This is a genomic window from Psychrobacter sp. P11G5, from assembly GCF_001593305.1.
GTDB lineage: Bacteria > Pseudomonadota > Gammaproteobacteria > Pseudomonadales > Moraxellaceae > Psychrobacter.
In genome coordinates this window covers 1,271,957-1,289,500 of the sequence record NZ_CP012533.1, presented here as the reverse complement: position 1 = coordinate 1,289,500, position 17,544 = coordinate 1,271,957, and the positions used below count along the sequence as shown (strand labels likewise).

Annotated in this window: 8 protein-coding genes; 2 read left to right on the top strand and 6 right to left on the bottom strand. The window is 40.7% G+C overall.

Annotated elements, in window-relative coordinates:
- Positions 1 to 9: 9 nt before the first annotated feature.
- Positions 10 to 1,704 carry a DUF2075 domain-containing protein gene (locus AK825_RS05355; RefSeq protein ID WP_068035190.1) on the bottom strand — a complete coding sequence of 565 codons (1,695 nt, stop codon included), beginning with the start codon at positions 1,702 to 1,704 and terminating at the stop codon, positions 10 to 12.
- Positions 1,705 to 1,771: 67 nt separating this feature from the next.
- Between AK825_RS05355 and AK825_RS05345 the strand changes: the two genes are divergently transcribed.
- Positions 1,772 to 3,330 (top strand): IS3 family transposase gene (locus AK825_RS05345; RefSeq protein WP_149038738.1). Its coding sequence is split into 2 segments (ribosomal slippage): positions 1,772 to 2,237 and positions 2,237 to 3,330, totalling 1,560 coding nucleotides; the frame shifts between segments, so codons are not numbered across the junction.
- 63 nt (positions 3,331 to 3,393) lie between these two features.
- Here the strand turns inward: AK825_RS05345 and AK825_RS05340 are convergent.
- The 5 genes from AK825_RS05340 to AK825_RS05320 are packed head-to-tail and all read right to left on the bottom strand — an operon-like array spanning position 3,394 to position 10,914.
- Positions 3,394 to 3,717, bottom strand: a complete 324-nt coding sequence (locus tag AK825_RS05340) for a nucleotide pyrophosphohydrolase (protein ID WP_068035188.1) — start codon at positions 3,715 to 3,717, stop codon at positions 3,394 to 3,396.
- A 58-nt stretch (positions 3,718 to 3,775) separates the two neighbouring features.
- Positions 3,776 to 6,121 carry a DEAD/DEAH box helicase gene (locus tag AK825_RS05335; RefSeq protein ID WP_068035187.1) on the bottom strand — a complete coding sequence of 782 codons (2,346 nt, stop codon included), beginning with the start codon at positions 6,119 to 6,121 and terminating at the stop codon, positions 3,776 to 3,778.
- Between the two features lie 39 nt (positions 6,122 to 6,160).
- Positions 6,161 to 7,474 carry an ATP-binding protein gene (locus AK825_RS05330; protein ID WP_068035185.1) on the bottom strand — a complete coding sequence of 438 codons (1,314 nt, stop codon included), beginning with the start codon at positions 7,472 to 7,474 and terminating at the stop codon, positions 6,161 to 6,163.
- 25 nt (positions 7,475 to 7,499) lie between these two features.
- Positions 7,500 to 9,992: a TerB N-terminal domain-containing protein gene (locus AK825_RS05325; protein WP_068035184.1), complete on the bottom strand. Its 2,493-nt coding sequence runs from the start codon at positions 9,990 to 9,992 to the stop codon at positions 7,500 to 7,502.
- Between the two features lie 52 nt (positions 9,993 to 10,044).
- A complete protein-coding gene (locus AK825_RS05320; RefSeq protein ID WP_068035182.1) occupies positions 10,045 to 10,914 on the bottom strand; it encodes an exonuclease domain-containing protein in 870 nt (289 codons plus the stop codon).
- Between the two features lie 400 nt (positions 10,915 to 11,314).
- Between AK825_RS05320 and AK825_RS05315 the strand changes: the two genes are divergently transcribed.
- Positions 11,315 to 17,026, top strand: a complete 5,712-nt coding sequence (locus AK825_RS05315) for a UvrD-helicase domain-containing protein (protein ID WP_068035170.1) — start codon at positions 11,315 to 11,317, stop codon at positions 17,024 to 17,026.
- The last annotated feature ends 518 nt before the right edge of the window (positions 17,027 to 17,544 follow it).

Sequence of the window (17,544 nt, the reverse complement as noted above, 5' to 3'; positions counted from 1 at the left end):
TTCTAATAGCTAGCCAATAAAGCCTCGAAAGTATTCCCGAAGATTTTCATCGTAACAGTAAATATAAGTCCCCTTTATCCCTCTATACATAATGGTTTTATAGATATTAATAATATAATCATGTAGTTGGTCATCCGTAATCCCTACTCTACCATTCCTATCGTAATAATTACCTTTGACGACTTCGATTTTTTGAAGTTCTTTGTTATAGATAATATCACTTCCAAATATTATTCCTGCGTAGTTAAGATCATAGCCTTGCGTGGTGTGAATGCAGCCCATTTCAGTCATATCTGTCGTTGAATTAACCCAGTCTTTATTGGTTCTATTCCAATATAACTCTACCCCATCGATTTCAGCATCAGGCTCAGTGCCCTTTCTGGACACCCATTCCCATGAGTAGCCTGAAATAACTCTACATAAACCAAACTTATTTTCCTTGATCTTAAGCGCCTGAATAAAGGCAGGCATATCTGTAAAAACCTCTAAGTCATAGTTATTTGACTTCCAAGGCTGCAAGCTTTTATCTGCCTTTAATAAACGATCAACAAAATCAATATAATCATCGCCACCTGCTACTCTCATTTGCGACTTAAGCTCAAGGACGGTAGAAGTGCTTTTTATTGATAAAAAGCGCTCTTTTTCAATATCAGAGGGTCTAACAGACTGGTCCTCATCATAGAAGAACAGTTGATTATCACTCGAGCGCATTATCCACTCAAGCTCATCACTGTTTTTACTATTGATATCCAATTTGAGATCCCTACAGGTTTGATCAAAAGCACCATAACCAGAAATATTTTTCCTTCTTCTTAATCGATGTGCTTCATCAATGATTAGCAAATCAAAGTGGCTTTTCGCTGCTTCGTTAGGGCCAATAACCATATTCGCTGATAAACCATGTATGCTTCTAAAAACCTTTTTTAAGGTATCTCTGAGAGATGTCATAGGCACGACCAAAGCTATCTTCATATCTACCTTTAAAGTGCCAGTAGTTTTAATCTTACTCTTCACTTTATCTGCTAAGTCAATCAAATGCTTATTGTTAGCATACTCTGATAAGTCATCTGCGCTAACTTGTGATAACAATAGCTTTATAAGATAAACAGCCAGTATTGTCTTGCCAGTACCAGCACTACCTTGGACAAAGACAGTACTTTTAGGAATGTCTTCTTTGCCTATTATATGCAGATACTGCTCTATAGCATTCATCTGATCTTCTGACAGAGACTTGTATGGAGAAAACTTAAAGAGATCAGAGTTTTGAATATCCAGTAAATCACTTTTTACTATTTTTTCGCTTTTCAGTTCATCCCAAATAGCTTCGAATGTTTTATGATATAGATGTTTTTGATAGTACTTATGGTTAGAGATGCCAGCATTGCCGTTTAGTAGTTTGAACTGCTTATCTGCTTGCATATACTGTATAAGATTGGACTCAATATCTAATACGGTAGACTTATTAAAATAACCACTAAACACTACTCTAATACTCTGTAGCTCTCTTTTTTCTTCGTTCGCTAAGTGCTGACTAATTCGACTAGTAATATTAGTCGTCTCACCAACATAAGCTTTTTTAGATTTTTTACTGTAAATGATGTAGACCGCAGGATAGTCATAACTGACTGGTGCTTTTTTTCGTATTGAGCTGACGGTACTGTAATCAAAAGGAAAGTCTTTAATAGAGAATGGGAAATCTTTCATGGCCCCCTATGGCAGGATAGTTGTCACCCCTAAATATTAATCCAAATGGGGGGCACAAGGACCAATCATGCCAAGATATAGTAATGAACGTAAACAAGCCATACTCAGCAAACTGCAACCCCCATTAAACCTAAGCGTGGCTCAAGTATCAAGAGAGGAAGGCATCGGTCTTCAGACCCTGTATAATTGGCGCAATCACGCCAGAGAACAAGGTCAGCCCATGCCGACAAATAAACGTACTCCTGATAACTGGTCAAGCGAGACCAAACTTGCCACCGTCATCGAAACAGGCGGCTTATCCGAGACCGAGCTTAGCGAATACTGCCGTAGTAAAGGTCTCTATGTTGAGCAAATAAAAGCGTGGCGCACTGACGCTCTTAAGGGCTTTAGCAGCAGCAAACAACAGAGCCTTAAAGACAAGCGTCAACAGCAGACAGACCGCAAGCAGATTAAGCAACTCACCCGAGAGCTTGCTCGAAAAGAAAAAGCCTTGGCTGAGACCGCCGCCTTACTGGTGCTCAGAAAAAAGCTGGATGCGTTTTGGGAGACCGAACCCGAGGACGACTAACCTCACTCCCAGAGCGCATCCAATATATAGAATGGATACAAGACGCCACCCAAGCAGGCGCTAGGCTCAACCCTGCCTGTTGTGAGGTTGGCATCAGCGTGCGTACCTATCGGCGCTGGTATAAAGATTCTCAAGTGCAGCAAGATAAGCGTGCTGAAGCTATCCGCCCTGTACCGGCTAACAAGATGAGCGTAGCGGAACAAGCCGCCATTATAGCCGTCTGCAATCAGCCCCGCTTTGCCAGTCTACCGCCCACCCAAATCGTACCCACCTTACTTGATGAAGGCATATATCATGGCTCAGAGTCTACCTTTTACCGACTACTTAAGCAGCATAATCAGCTCAACCATCGAGGTCGTCGCTTAGCCCCTAGCGCATCAAAGGCACCACAAACCTTTACTGCGACCGCTCCAGGTCAGGTGCTGTGCTGGGACATCACTTATTTGCCAAGTCCCGTACGGGGGCAGTTCTATTACCTGTACATGATAGAGGATGTCTATAGCCGTAAGATTGTCGGTCAGGAGGTGTATGATTGTGAGTCAGGAGTATTAGCAGCTCAGCTGCTTGAGCGTACCCTCATCCGTGAAAAGGCGCTACATAGCGGTGTGGTATTACACTCAGACAATGGGGCACCGATGAAGGCGCAAACTATGAGGATGAAGGCCTATGAATTAGGCGTTGTGACGTCATATAGCAGACCGCGTGTGAGTAATGACAACCCCTTTGCAGAGTCTTTGTTTAAGACGTGCAAGTATCGTCCTAGTTGGCCCACCCAAGGCTTTAAAAGCTTAGAGGCGGCTCGTGACTGGGTGCTGAGCTTCACGCGCTGGTACAATAATGAGCACAAACACAGTCAGCTGAACTTTGTGACGCCGAGTCAGCGCCATACGGGTGAGGATAAGGAAATACTGGCAAAACGTAAGCTGACGATGCAGCAAGCTAAAGCTCAAAATCCAATACGTTGGGGCAGTCAAGAGGTGAGAGATTGCGAGCCTGTGGGTCCGACGACATTGAATCCTGCAAAAGAGCCAGAAAAGATGAGATTACAAGCTGCTTAATTGGGCTTGATGGTGACAACTAGCTTGAAAAACTCCGATGGCATGGTCAAACATTTACTCAGCTCACTTTTTTTTATTACCAAAGGAAGGATGCTTTTTTTCATTGAGCTGTATTTTACTCAAAATAGCTTCCTCCAAGTCTATATCCAGCTTCATACACATTGTGAGTATGTATATAGAGATATCAGCTATCTCTTCCTTTACGCATCGAATTTGATCACTATCTAAGTCACGTGATTCATCTTCACTAAGCCACTGGAATATTTCAACCAACTCAGCAACCTCTACTGACATCGCCATTGAGATGTTCTTTGGCGAATGGAACTTATTCCACTCTCTTTCATGAGAAAACTTCTGTAGCTTTTTTTCTATAGTCTTTATATCCATACTTAGACCCTTCAGGACAAACATTTTTAAATGATTAGTTTTTAGCTTAACTTCTGAGTCATACTGAAAAGCTGAGTTTATTTTTAAAATGCTCCAACCACTCTTTCAATCCAACGATATCAAACATTTGGGCACCGTAACCAATATTGAGCAAATCATCAGGTAAATATTCATCGAATTTTTCGATCATTTTGTTAGGTACAGTTTCTGCAAGCTCAGTGGCGGTGGGCAAAGTCTGATTGGAAAGCCTTTTTAAAAATTGAGAAACCTGAATCGAATCTACTTTATGAATACGGATGACACCTGCATAATCTTCAACGACAAAGTCATCTCGTATAAGCAGCATTTTTAAAGTGTTCACTATCTTATCGCCACGCCACATAAATATGTAGCTATGACCATCTTTATCTATAACCGGTCGATTGCTTAAATCGTACCTGTTAAAAGTATCAATACTTTCTAAAAATAAGTGTCTGGCCGTCGTATCAGCAAAATCTAGATATTGCTTGCCAACTGCAATACGATAATCGCCGTTGTTCAATATCTCATACATTTCTCGGCGTACTCGGTCATGTATAGACATACTACTGTCACCAAAAGCTGGAGGCTTACCACCGCCTTTAACAGAGATAACATCCACTACTTTTTTGTCTATATCAACATCTTTAACTTGCCAGCGTCTACCTCCAAAAATGATGTACTGCTCAGGTAGCAACATAGTCTCGATTGGTAGCGTTCCAAGCGTCCTATTACCCGCCACAATACGATATTCTTCTGGGGTTTTGAATACTGCATAAAAAGTGTAATGACCAACAATACGCTCACCAACAATACCTAACACTAATTGATTATTACCAAGTTGGGTAAGCAGTTGAGTACTCCCCATTTGGCTAAGCAGCGACTTAAAATGAATCGGTTGTATTTTTTGGAAAGGTCCTTGCTTGCATAACAGGATATAAAGCTGGTCAGCACGAATACCGCCCCATTGACCGATAGTAGCTAGTACTTGATGCAATAGCGTTGAGAAGTGATATAACGAAGTGTCCGCCGGTTCAAACCACTTATCGACAATCAACAGTCTTATCATCGCGAGTGACTGTATTAGCTCAAGACGTAGATCATCAATGAGACTGGTATCTTTACTGATTTCTTTTTCGGTAATGAGCATTCTAAGTATGGCTGAACCACCACGCCTACCCGAGCGCCCTAGCCGCTGCCTAAGACTGGCTACAGAATGCGGAGCTGTCACTTGTACCACCGTATCAACCTTACCGATATCAATTCCTAGCTCTAAGGTCATGGTACATATGGCAGTGGTTGGTAGCGCTTCTTTCTGTAGTCGTGTTTCCAAGCTTTCTCTAAGCTCTTTTGAGAGTGAGCCATGATGAGGGAAAAACTCATTGGGCACGATGTTACGCTCACATAGCTCGCTCAGCTCTGTAGCAATCATTTCTGTACGATTGCGGCTATTAGCAAATACCAGATGGCTACCGCCACGACATAAACGGTATAAGTCAGCACAGACTTGTGCTTCGGCAGTATAAGGATGCTGAATACCCATGTTTTCAGAGTCAGTATCTTTAGAAAGAGAATTTTTAGAGCCAAGACTTTCAGAATTAACGTTTTCATCATTTGATCTAAGCGCTAACTGACTAGGCTCTATATAACCTTTTATTTGCACCTTAATGCTAGCTGTTGCCTCGTCCTCTTCAATAATGACGCAAGGCAGTGCCTGATTAGGTCTTAGTGACTGCGGTACGCTTTTAAGTTCTCCCAACGTTGCACTCAACGCTACTCTTGGGATAGGTGAATTTAAACGTTCAGTAACATGTTCAAGCCGAGTCAAAAGTGATAGTAAATGCTGACCACGCTCACTACCTAAAAAAGCATGAAACTCATCAATCACAATATATTTTAGATTACTAAAAGCTTGTTTGACCCAACCCGCATCCCGAACCAATAAAGATTCAAGCGACTCAGGCGTGATCAAAATAATTCCGGATGGCGACTTCTTTTGTTTATTCTTTTTACTCTGTGGACTATCGCCATGCCATGGCGTCACTTGCATATCGAGCAGGTCTGCTAAACTCTCAAGCCTTCGATATTGATCATTAATTAGCGCTTTTAGTGGGCTTATATATAGAATGCCTACTCCGTTACCTTGACCATCTTTTTCATACCTGTCTACATTTTGGCCATCATATGACTTGACAAGGGCGCTACATGCTGGCAAAAAGAACGCTTCTGTTTTACCAGCAGCAGTTGCCGCACTAATAAGCACATCAGTTTTTCCAGACAAAATTGGCGCGATCGCCTTAGCCTGTACTTCGCGCAATCCACTCCAACCTTGGTTAAATATCCAACGCTGTATACGGAAGTCAAGCTGGAGATGAGCGTCTCTCAAAGGTAGTTTCTCATATTTTTTATTAATATTATTAGTGACCTATAACCTAAAATCAGTAAGCTCGTCTTCTTCATCCATACCACTCATGTCAATATCCATATCGGATGGCATTTCAGATTCAATAGTTACTGACTCAATAAGTTGATCCCATGAAATATCTGGGTTTTGGTCAATGACAGCTAACATATCCAAAAACGCTTTAATGGTATTACGAGGCGTTCTAAAGTAAGCATCACCTATCGTTTGACTACAATGCTGTAAAAAAGCTTGTAAGGATTCATCAGGTACCAGATACTCAGCTTCATCACCACCTGCATAAACATGACGTAGGTTTTTAAGTAAGATATATAACTCTTCTGGTGTGAGGCTCGCCAAATGCAATGCAGGTGAGGAATAGTCAATGACACCTGCCCGCTTGGCAAAGCTATTATCTGCTAATCGCGTTTGCAAGGCATCATAGCTATACAACCCTTTACGCGGATCGAGTAAAAACTCTGGCGTACCGCCTAATAAAAACCCTAGATGCTCAGCGGTACCTTGTAAACAGTCATTTAGTATACGTAGAATCTGCTCATAATTGGCTTGGCGTGCTTGTGTACTATTAAGCTTATACAAGTTGACCATCTCATCAAGATTGACTAACAATCCTTGATAGCCTGCTTGCCGTACGAATAAACTCATTATTTTAAGCGCATCATAAAAAGAGGCATCAGATATGATAGTACGCACGCCTAAATCACGTCTAGCGTCGGTCTTTGTTGAGTACTCTGCACGTAACCATCTAATCGCATTGACTTTCAGCTCATCATTACCTTCTTCGTGACCTTGCCAATAAGCTTCAATAACCTTGGCAAAATCATAGCCGCCAACCAATTCTGTTAATTCAGCCAGCTTGTGCTGGATAACCTCGTTAATAGCCTCATCAGTACTGTCAGCTTGTTTGCGTGCTTCTGTAATGAAACGCTCTACTACACTGGCCAAACCATTACCATCTGGTTTATTACGAGTAGACAAATTACGCATGAGCTCAGAATATAAATTTCTTGCTTGTCCTGACGATGCTTGGATACGCCTGTCAGGTGACAAATCAGCATTAACAGTGACCAGTTTACGCTCAAGCGCAATCGCCCTTACCACACTCAAAAAAAAGGTCTTGCCTGAACCATATTCACCAATAATAAGACGAAACGCCGAACCGCCATCAGCGACGCGCTCAATATCGCTTATGAGCGCTTTGAGCTCATTCATACGCCCCACTTGGATATGCTGAATCCCTACCTTGGGCGTGACTCCCGCCTTCAATGATTGAATAATAGCATCACGCTCTTTTGCTCTAATTTTTTTACTGGTCATTATTCATCCTTACTGATTCTTATATTTAGTCCAATACTTTTAACTCTTCGACAATCTCATAGTCAATCACTATATCATCCTCAGCTTCCAACACTGGGGCATCGACATTATCATACGACCAATCATTGATAGTCTCGATAGCCCCATTTATCATTAAATTTAAGGACTCACATAACACTTCAGCTTCTTCTCGTTGCCATACCTCTTTACTAATAAGCTGCTGATACAGCTTACTATGAATAGTATCTAAACCTTTAGCAACAGATTCTTTAGCCCTATCAGCTTCAGCTTCATTATTCACTTGCTCACCTGATAGTGACTCATTATCCACTTCCATATCGTCATCATCTGCTGCAAATATACTTGCCAGCATTGCTTTAGCGTCGCCTGCCTCACTTTCATACGCAGCTAATAATTCCGCATTAAAAATAAACGGCTTACTATTACGATCTGAGATATTAGCATTAGCTCCAATACTATTGTCATTGGTCGTCTTTTGCTGTGTTGCATCACTAAACGTTGTCATGCTCTTTTTAGTACTGGTTAAATGATGAATATCACTAACTACTGAGTTTTTATCAAGACCTAGAGCCTGGTACAACTTTTCAATTTGTTTAATTTGACTGGGTTCGATATTACCATTAGCCAAGGCAACTGAGATGATAAAACGACTGATAAAGCTAATGTACTTTTCATCAAGTACTGCTAGCTTTGCCTTTAGACCCGCCATATTAGAAGGACTATTTAAGCGCCATAACAGATAAGCCTTTAGCGACGCCTTTTCAATAGCAGTAAGCTGAGGGTCTTGCTCAATGATCGTCAGTAGCGTATCTACTTCTCTTTTATCGACATAGCCATTAATGGTTGCCACCATGGCACCCAATCTAAGCGCCAAACTGATTTGGTAAAATGACGTACTCGGCTCAAAGTCTTGACCATGACCACCATCAAATAAAACCACATATCCATCCGGTTTAAGACTGGTCTGATGATAACGCTGATCTGGTACAACACCGAAGCTAGCCAACTCAGCTAAATTAGTAATCATCTCACTATGTTTTTTAGCAAATGACTTAGGCATATCATGTGACGACTGAGATGACGGCTCAACTAAATACCCCCATAGCTCTTTAACCGTTGTCAGCCCTTCATCATTTTGAGTAACAGATTCTGCCCATGCCTTAAAGTTTTGTATGACTGGATATTTTTCTCGATACGCCTGCTGCTGAATCAGTACTTTTGGCAGTAACATAATAGCGTCTATGCCTGTTGCAGAGTTACCTTCTCTACCTAGATAACGACTGTAAGCATCCAAAGCCTCATTACATTGTTCGGCAATAGCGATCAGTTTTTTGATAGGCGATCTTAAGGCGCTTGGGTCTTGCAAATCATCAAGGGTAAGGTCAACACTCACAATTGATTGGCTTGCAGCATGATAGCTAATTTTTAATTTGGTTTTATTAGGAGGGACGATAAATCCATTTGGATAAGCTTTTTGATATAGAATCTCAAACAGATCTCTAAACTCTGATTCACAGCGCCTTGCAGGTGTTTTGAAATTATATTCATTAGAAAAAATGAGCCATTCCCATGCTAAGGTAGCAGGAATAGGTAACTTTAAGGTTGCCATTTTTGCTAATTGCATTTTAAAGGTTAGGTTTTGACTACTGGCTGGCGGCGGCAAAAGCTGTGCTGTTTGTATTTTTTCTTCAAATAGTGGCGAGCGTACTAGCGTCATAAACTCTAAAAAATTCGCTGAGTAGTTACTGAATGAGGACTGTTTGCCATAAATATCATGCAGTCGTAACACCTCATTATAAATGTTAACGAACTCATCATCAGACACGCTATCGTCATTAATACCTTCAATCACTCTACGTTCAAACCCACCAAAGTAAATGAAAACATATCCAATTGGTGTATTGGGATTCGCCCGATCCGAGGCCAACCAATCCAAATAAGCCCCGCGGCACGAGGGTGATAGAGCTGCATAACTTGGCCAGTAACCAAGTGACTCATCACTATAGATGTGTGAGGTGTTATAAATAACTTTTGGCGATCCGACCGATAAGCTATCATTTATTAACGAAGGCTCAGTACCGTACCCAATCAAAGTTTCAAGCTTACCACCAAAATAAAAAAAGCCCTTATCAATGATACGTCCCTGTATCTTTAGAGACTCATACCTTGATACCCAGCGCCCTAGTTTGCGATTTGATGAAGTAGTATCATGTTTTTGCTTATTTGACGAGATAACAAAGGTTGCCAGCTCACCCACATCATCTAAATGCTCATCACGATACCTACTCGTCTGGCTTTGTTTCGCATAACGATTTTGGGTGCTAGGATTAGTAAAGTTATTATGGTTTGCAACGTCTGAATCAACTTCGGTCTCTACAACAATTTTAGACGGCTTTATATCAGGCGGCAAATCTATAAAATGAGTTTTCGCCTCATCTTTTTTGTCGTCATATTTCTCTCTAAATAGCGCCAATACATTTTCGATAAAGTTTTTCATTATCTATAAAACCCATTCCAAGAGAATTAGCTAAAAAAGCTGTACAGCAAGATTAGAGTTTGAGCATTTTAAGAAAATCATGTTCTGTAATAATATCGATGTCGATACCTTCTGCAATCAGCGTCTCTGACTTACGTTGTTTACTGCTTTTATCATGTCCATTCAATAATGTTAAATCTGGTGTACCTACAACTAAATAATTGAGCTTTTTAGATACACCAGCTTTAACATGAAAGCCTTGCCTTGCTGCGATATCAGCAATTTCTGCGCGTTTTATAGACAGCTCGCCTGTAAAGCAAATGTTTAATCCGAAAAACCGCCCTTGCTCATTACCTTCTATAGATCGGTTTTGAGTGAAGCGCTGTGTCCGATTATTGCTATTTCTTGGAAGAGATGGCTGAGCATTTAACCATTTTGTGATTGAAGCATTATTTTCTCTAAGAATGGTGGTCGTCACAAATCCACACGCTTTGGCGTCTTCTAGTGCATCATGATGATCAAACGCATACCGCCATTCTTTACATACATTGGCAAGATTATATCCTGATGTACTAAACCGCTGGCAGGTATCGCGTACCATGACAGAGGCATCTGCCCATTGCCAAGACGGTAGTGGCAAGTCATGATCTAATAAACACTTCGTTATCGCTCTTTGATCAAAATCGGTATAACTGACCACAACATTATTACCGATAAATTGAATAATATTTCCATAGATATCAAATATGGTAGGTGCATCTTTCACTTGGTTATTATCAATACCATGAATATCTATATTCATTCTACTAAAGCTAGACTGTGGTCTTATAAAACTACAGTAGGTATCTATCAGCTTACCTTTTATGTATTTCGCCATACCTATTTGACAAATAGAGCCAACGTCTGAGTTGGCAGTTTCTACATCGATAGCCACAAAATTCATCATCTGTCCTTGTGCAAATGGTATGTAATATATAAGTTATGAATAATAATAAACTAAAATTGATAGTTTTACATATCTCATTGATGGATACCTATGTAAGTTTGAACGCAATAATTTCTTATCAAAAAGCTTATTTAGAGGCGCAGCTAACGCTCGGACTCTCGGATTAAGCATTAATAGTAAGTATATTTTTAATAACCGAAAAAATATAGAACTAACCCTATATAGTACTAGTACTATATTTAGTGCTTTGGTTTTTACTTAGTTGCTGTTATCAATGTTAGGGTTTATTAAGAAGATGGTAATACTTGCAAGTGCTCGCCCACTATGACTCTGGCTAAGATAAAGAAAATTGTATACTATAGTTCGTTTATTTACCTACTACTTAGAAGCTGAAAGCATGTCAGACCTACCAGATTTTATCCAGCCTACTTCTTTTTCACCTTCTAAAATATTTGGGCAGATGAGTCCTCAAAACAGTCATAACAATATCTCTGATCCCATCAATAGCGCACTTCCATCTCCGGTAGATATACAAACATCAAAGCCAAACAGCCTACCGGAGTTTCTACGTCTCAATGCAACGAAGTATATAGAGGATTTGACAGCCGTTCAGAGTGCCTCTGAACTACTCTCAAAGTTGAACCCACAACAAACTCTCTGGCTTGATTTGGAAATCAACCCCGAAAATGAGACATTAATAGATGGTGCTTTCTTAATCAACGACTACTATTGGCACTTTAATGCTCAGCAATTTCGACAGCAGTCAGATGTCGTTTATGAGCTATTAAATAAAGCTGATTTTTTAGGTGGCCATCATCTAATTGAGTTTGATTTACCTCACCTATATTCGCTATTAAACGACGCATTATCGACCACTAGCTATAAACATACATTATCAACAAACCAGCTTGACGGTTCTGACAAACTGCGTGGCTGGCAAGCGAAAGCTTGGGATACACTGATACTGAGCTGCCTATTTATTCCGCACCAGCCTAGCCACGCCTTAGCTAAGCTCTACAAAGCCAATGTCGATTATAATAACCCAGTCCTTGACTGCTTAGAAAGTCGCTGTGTATTTGGGCTTTGCACACAAGCGTGGCAAATCCTACCTACCAATATGCAAATACTACTGCACAAGCTATTACCACAGCTTTTGCATTTGCATACGCTCAGCCGTCAAAACTACTTTGCTATAGATGAAGACAATATCTTTGATATAGAGGCTATCTTTGACAACTTGCCCGCAGGAAATCGAACTGATCTTATCAACCTATTAGAGGGTTGTATGGGCAATAATCATGTGAGCAATAATGACAAAGCGCACTCAACACTATGGCAACATCTTGGTTTAGCCACCTTTATTAACTGGCTAAGATATTTTGATAAGCCACAAGCACGCCGTCCAGTATGGCTTATCAAGCATCCTTTCCACAGACATAGTTTTAGCCAAGCTGAAAATACTTTTTGGCATTTGCATGAGCCGAGTGAAGATTGGATTAATCAACAGTGTCATCACTTTTTTGGATTTGAGCATTTGCGCGAAGGACAGATGTCTATTGTCAAAGCAGTGCTGATGAATAAAGACATTCCTCTTGGCATATTACCAACAGGTGGCGGTAAAAGCTTGACCTTCCAGCTACCTGCACTGATATTAAGTAGGTACCAACGTCAGCTGACCGTAGTGATATCGCCTTTAAAGGCATTAATCGAAGACCAAGTTGTCAACTTGCATACTGATTTGCCAGACTACGCCAACCGTATTGCTTATCTGACTTCAGGGCAGTCCATAGAAACCCAAAAAGACATCTTAGACGGTATTTGGCAAGGCGATATTGATATTATTTATATGAGTCCAGAGCGGCTACGTACACATAGTATTCGTCAACTACTCAAAAATCGCCCACCAGCATTTTGGGTGTTAGATGAGGCGCATACGCTTAGCCAATGGGGCACTGATTTTCGGCCAGACTTTTTGCGTATCGCCGATCACATGATGGCGTGTTATAGCGACGAGCTTCGAGAACACTTTACAAAGCAGCTTGAGCGCCAAAAAGACATTAAAGAGGGTAAACTTCAGCTTGATATGTTAGAAGTGATATCTGATCAGGACAATACTAACGCATCTAGAACAAATATTAGCAGTAACGCGTCGGAATTCTTACCACCCACCATAAGCTTAGTGACCGCCACAGCCTCCACACGTGTCAAAGATGATTTAGAGAGTGAGCTGGTAAATAAGCTTACTGCCTTAACTGACAATAAACCTTTGGTACAGTATGGCACCCCTATCGAAAGCCTTAAGATTCGGCGTGACGATATTACTGCGCATTTTATAGAAGCAACCAAGGACGAGCGTGAAGCACATATCTATAACATTATAAATGAGCGCAAAGTTTGGTACGAAAACCAATATCCAGAACATCCTGAAAAAGGCGTGGCTATAGTTTATCTGCGTAACCGTAAAGGCTGTGATCAATATGCTGACGATTTCGCCCAAAAAGGCTTAATGTCCGCCGCCTATCATTCTAAATTAAATGAGGGGCAGAAAAAGAGTGTACTTGAAAAATTTAAAAATGATGAACTAGACGTAGTGGTCTGTACCAATGCTTTTGGCATGGGCATTGATAAAGAGGGCATCCATACCGTTATCCATAGCGGGCCGCCGAATAACCTTGAGTCTTATATTCAAGAGATTGGCCGTGCAGCACGTAAGTCGTACGAGGTCGGCGCAGCATATATGCTATGGGGTCAAAGAGATATTGAAGCTTTGTTTTTCCAAGAGCGTGAGTCACGCATACCAAATACAAATACCTTGAGAGACTGTTGGACAGCCATACGTCCAGCTCTCAGTAAACCCATGCAAGATCAATGGTTCCCTAGCAGTGTACTAGCGCCCATACTTGCACCAGATGACGAGAATGAACAACTTAATACCCAAGTAAGAGTAGCTTTATTGGCACTCGAGCGTTACGGATTGCTGACTGAAAAAGACCAGCAACCGGCTTGGATCAGTATCAAACTCTCAAGCCAACCGCCTGCTAGCCAACATACTAATATGTCTAAGCTCTATGCTCAATTACAGCAGCTTGCGGATGACACCTTAAACACGGTGATAACAAATATAGTTAATGCTAAGAATAGTAGTGACGAAGGCTCTAACAACGATAACAATACTGGTCTGACTCGCTATCATTTGCCTGAATTGGCACTGGCGCTTGGCTATTCTGTTAAGTCACTATTAAAAGGGCTACGTGAGTTAGTCAATCAAGGTCATGCTCAGTGGCAAATTGTGGTGCGTATACGACTAAAATATACACACCGCTATTTAAAAGGTGAATTTAATCGCTTAAGCCGTATTATTACTGCTCTAGAGGAATGTCTAAATAGCAGTTATGGCGCGCTAAGTGGCACTGACGCGATAGAAATGCAAGGCACCACCCAGCTCAATACCAAAGCACTCGACAACTGGCTGATTCAGCAGCGCCATAATTTATCTAGTAAACGTCATATTCTACCTATGTTTCGAGCATTAGGTATCTTAAAAACGCGCAATCATGGTACAACCCAAGTGTTTGTCTCCTCTACAAATAGGACTAAGTTATGGCAAATTGATGAGGATCTGCCAGACAATTGGGAGAGCTGGGTTCGCTATGCAAAATTGCTCGTAGCAAATTTGACACCTTTATATGAAGAGCATCTGCTACCTGCCCTACCTGATAAAAAAGATGGTGATGGTAAAGAATTTAATCTAGATACTTTAGCCCAGAAGCTACAGCGTGATCCTGATACTATCTTGACCCAACTTGAGCAGTTACAGCGCTTAGAGCTGATTGAGCTTAGCCGCTTAGACGATACGCAAGATGCTATTTTCTTTATTGGTAAACACCGAAAATCCACTTCAAAGTATCATGAAAACGCCTATCAGTATTTACAAAGCCATTATCAGGACCGCTGCGCTCGTATTCATATGCTGAGCTTTTGGCTACAGGCAGATACTGATGTCCAAAAAGCGTTGATTGAGGACTACTTTACTAAGCCTCTATCGGAAGTCATCAAAACCTATATTAACAACGATATCGATGTGCATAAACCTTATATCAAAGATTATGAAAAAGAGATTTTGCCTAAATATTTTAGTGACACTCAAGTACAAATTATCAAAGAAACAAGCCGTGCGGCCATGGTACTGGCTGGTCCAGGATCTGGAAAAACCACCGTGGTGGTACATAGAGTCGCTTATCTATTAATGATAGAAGAAATCAAACCTGAGAAAATTTTGATATTGGCTTATAACCGTTTGGCAGTAGCCGAACTAAGATCGCGCTTACTGGCTTTGATTGGTTATCATGCGATCAATGTTACCATTCAGACATTCCATGGGCTGGCACGGCAAATCACAGGACTGAGTGAAAAAGACGCACCCGATGCCGCGCTTGATGAGATTGCCACGCGCATTGAGCATTTAAACCAAGAGAAAAACTTACAAAAGCGCCGTGATAATGCTCGCTATCAGTGGATGATTGAGCAGGCCATCAGTCAACTACAAGAGCGGCCGCAACACTTTCAGTACATTATGGTCGATGAGTTTCAAGATATCGATGAATATCAGTATCAAATGATTGGACTATTAGCAGATCTACAAACACAAGATGACAATAATAGCGACACCAATGATAGCTACATTGCCATAGACGCTGATAGTGATGCTACTGATGATAACTTTGAGCAGCGCGGCTATTTGATGGTGGTTGGTGACGACGACCAGAACCTATACGCCTTTCGTGGCGCTAGCATTCAATATATCCAGCAGTTTGCAGATAACTACCATGTTAATACTGAGCAAAAATACTATCTGCTCAATAACTATCGTAGTGCTAATAATATAGTCGAGCTTGCCAATGAATTTATAGCTACTACATTGCCAAGTAGTGAGCGTCTAAAGCAGGCTGAGCATAGCATCAAGGCGACTAAACCCTATCCTAGTAGTCCTATTCGCTATGGGTACTACCAGCAGACCAAAGGCGTTGACATGGCAGCATGGGTTGCGTCTGATATTGAACAGCACTTAGCAGGTAATGAACAAAAAAATGGACCGCCAGAAACCATAGCAGTGCTCGCTCCTAAATGGTCATATTTCGATGCCATACAGCATTACCTTGAAGCTCTAAATATCAGTAGTCAGCGGTATAATGAAAATGAGCAAGTTACTCCCATCAATAGTTTTATAGGACAAGCGCTATTTAAAGATTTGAGCGCGAAACGTTTAGACTTTATTGAGGGTAATGTTGCTGAATTTTTGGAGTACTGGCGGGTCAAGCAAGGCTTAAACCATTTAGATAAAGCTTGGGATGCAATTATCAGTTGCACTCAAGATATGGAAAACGTGACTTATGAGCAGGTATTACAAGCGATAGAGTCTATTCTATACGATGATAAAACACAGGTTATATTAATCACTTATCATAGTGCGAAAGGGATGGAGTTTGATCATGTTTATGTCATTGATGATCAACTCTCAAACTCATCTTCAAACGCTCAGGCAGATCATAGTCATGATAGACCGTTATATGTAGCACTGACGCGATCGAAGCAAACGTTGAGCTTACTACTTCATCATAAAACGCATCACCCTACCTTAGCTAACATATTGCTTACTCATGCTGAGCAAATTGATTTACCTGCAGTTAGTCCACCTTCAATGCTAACTTTTCATCGATTTATGCGTTTGGATGAGCTGGTATTGACGCCGCGCGCACTGGTCAACGACTCAGGTCGCAAGTTTGTAGAACAGACGTTTTGCCATGATAGCTGGACGAAAACACGAGATGATATTCTAGAATTATTTGATGTCGCTTGCTATAAACAAGATAGGAAAAGCGATGGCTTTTACTCGGCTAAAGGTCAACAAATTGCTCAGTTTTCAACAGCTTTTTCTAAAGAATATTCCTCTCAAGGGCAAGGTAATCAACATCTATTGATGGCTGGCTTTACAACTACCCTGTTTTATCAGCAGGATATCTCTTGGTATGAAAGAGCTGGTTATTATGGCAATGAGAGTAGTCATTATCTGATTGTGCCTTATGTTCAATTCAATGTGCAGTGTAGGTAATGACTTCTACTGGCAACCCTATAGGAATTAACCTAGGAGGTAGCATTGATACAGCCCAACGATAATAGTCCAATCATATCTTTTCTAACGTTTTTGACCCTTTCGTCAAATCCGTAGACATAAAATTAGAGTATATTTAGTCTTTTAGGTTGATGTTAGGGTAAACGTAAGACTATTTAAATATTTCATCTGCCCACTTATCTATCTTAAAAACTATAGTTTTAACGGTATTATCACTAGATTAGTCAACTAAATTATAGTATTAATTGCAAGCTTGAAGTCTAAGCATGTATCATAACCTTAGTTCCTCTTAAAGATAATGCAAAGCCTAATACTCCTGTTCATACAGATTTACTTATAAATTATAAAACGCTTAACGTCATTGGACTTAGCCTTCATCGTATAAGCTGCTCTAGAATCTTGATTAGCAATAAAAATCATATCAAATAAATAGAGATCTGTTAGAACAAAACTAAGCATTTTTCATATAAATCAATGAATTTTCTAAAGAACGCTTT

Coding starts and splice junctions, on each gene's coding strand:
- AK825_RS05355 (WP_068035190.1), bottom strand. CDS start 1,704: ATGAAAGATTTCCCATTCTCTATTAAAGACTTTCCTTTTGATTACAGT.
- AK825_RS05340 (WP_068035188.1), bottom strand. CDS start 3,717: ATGGATATAAAGACTATAGAAAAAAAGCTACAGAAGTTTTCTCATGAA.
- AK825_RS05330 (WP_068035185.1), bottom strand. CDS start 7,474: ATGACCAGTAAAAAAATTAGAGCAAAAGAGCGTGATGCTATTATTCAA.
- AK825_RS05325 (WP_068035184.1), bottom strand. CDS start 9,992: ATGAAAAACTTTATCGAAAATGTATTGGCGCTATTTAGAGAGAAATAT.
- AK825_RS05320 (WP_068035182.1), bottom strand. CDS start 10,914: ATGAATTTTGTGGCTATCGATGTAGAAACTGCCAACTCAGACGTTGGC.
- AK825_RS05315 (WP_068035170.1), top strand. CDS start 11,315: ATGTCAGACCTACCAGATTTTATCCAGCCTACTTCTTTTTCACCTTCT.